This is a genomic window from Polaribacter sp. 20A6, assembly GCF_011378915.1.
Lineage (GTDB): Bacteria > Bacteroidota > Bacteroidia > Flavobacteriales > Flavobacteriaceae > Polaribacter > Polaribacter sejongensis.
In genome coordinates this window covers 1-1224 of record NZ_WTPZ01000039.1, presented here as the reverse complement: position 1 = coordinate 1224, position 1224 = coordinate 1, and the positions used below count along the sequence as shown (strand labels likewise).

The 1224-nt window shown below is 29.8% G+C and carries 2 protein-coding genes and 1 pseudogene; all 3 read left to right on the top strand.

Annotated elements, in window-relative coordinates; all coding sequences use genetic code 11:
- A pseudogene (locus GQS57_RS18280) lies at positions 1 to 219 on the top strand (hypothetical protein); the annotation flags it as partial.
- A gap of 101 nt (positions 220 to 320) precedes the next feature.
- Positions 321 to 653: a hypothetical protein gene (locus tag GQS57_RS18275; protein WP_165734411.1), complete on the top strand. Its 333-nt coding sequence runs from the start codon at positions 321 to 323 to the stop codon at positions 651 to 653.
- A gap of 61 nt (positions 654 to 714) precedes the next feature.
- Positions 715 to 1044, top strand: coding sequence for a hypothetical protein (locus tag GQS57_RS18270; protein ID WP_165734410.1), 330 nt, complete (start codon positions 715 to 717; stop codon positions 1042 to 1044).
- The last annotated feature ends 180 nt before the right edge of the window (positions 1045 to 1224 follow it).

The following is a 1224-nucleotide window of genomic DNA, read 5'->3' as shown; positions in this document are numbered from 1 at the left end:
AATGACGATTTTAAAGAAATTAGCGTAAAAGAATTACCAGCAGCGGTTTCTAGCGCAATTGTAAAAGATTTTGGAACAGCAACAGCTATTAAAGCATATGTAAACGGAAGTGAGCAATATAAATTTGAACTTACTTTAAATGGAGAAGAAAAGGTAGTTTATGCAGATAAAGAAGGGAATTGGTTAGAAGAAGCTGATGTTGTAACAGCGGAACAATAGACTGTATTCGTTTAGAAAAGTAGAGTAATTATAGATCTAAAAGTCTTTAAATTAAAAGTATTCAATCATAAAATAATTAATAATATAAAAAATATAAAATCATGAGAAAATTAGTTTTAACATTAACCGTAGCAGTTTTAACAAGTGGAGCAACAGTATTTGCAGCAAACGATATCAATACAAATAATGTAGACGAAATTGTAGTTGTAGTAAGTAATGACGATTTTAAAGAAATTAGCGTAAAAGAATTACCAGCAGCGGTTTCTAGCGCAATTGTAAAAGATTTTGGAACAGCAACAGCTATTAAAGCATATGTAAACGGAAGTGAGCAATATAAATTTGAACTTACTTTAGATGGAGAAGAAAAGGTAGTTTATGCAGATAAAGAAGGAAATTGGTTAGAAGAAGCCGATGTTGTAACAGGGGAACAATAGACTGTATTCGTCTAGAAAATATTCAATCATAAAATAATTAATAATATAAAAATATAAAATCATGAGAAAATTAGTTTTAACATTAACCGTAGCAGCTTTAACAAGTGGAGCAACAGTATTTGCAGCAAACGATATCAATACTAACAATGTAGACGAAATTGTAGTTGTAGTAAGTAATGACGATTTTAAAGAAATTACATTAGAAGAATTACCAGAAGCAGTTTCTAACGCAGTCTTAAAAGATTTTCCAACAGCTACTGTTGTAAAAGCGTACGTAAACGGCAGTGAGCAATATAAAATAGAATTGACTACTGATGGAACTGAAAGCGTTGTTTACGCTGATAAAGATGGAAATTGGTTAGAAGAATCTGATGTTGTAGTAGTAGAGTAAAGTTCGATTCATAAAAAAAAAGTAACACAATTATAGGCCTAAGGGATCTTTAATTATCACACATTCAATCATAAAATAATTAAAAATATAAAAATATAAAATCATGAGAAAATTAGTTTTAACATTAACCGTAGCAGTTTTAACAAGTGGAGCAACAGTATTTGCAGCAAACGATATCAA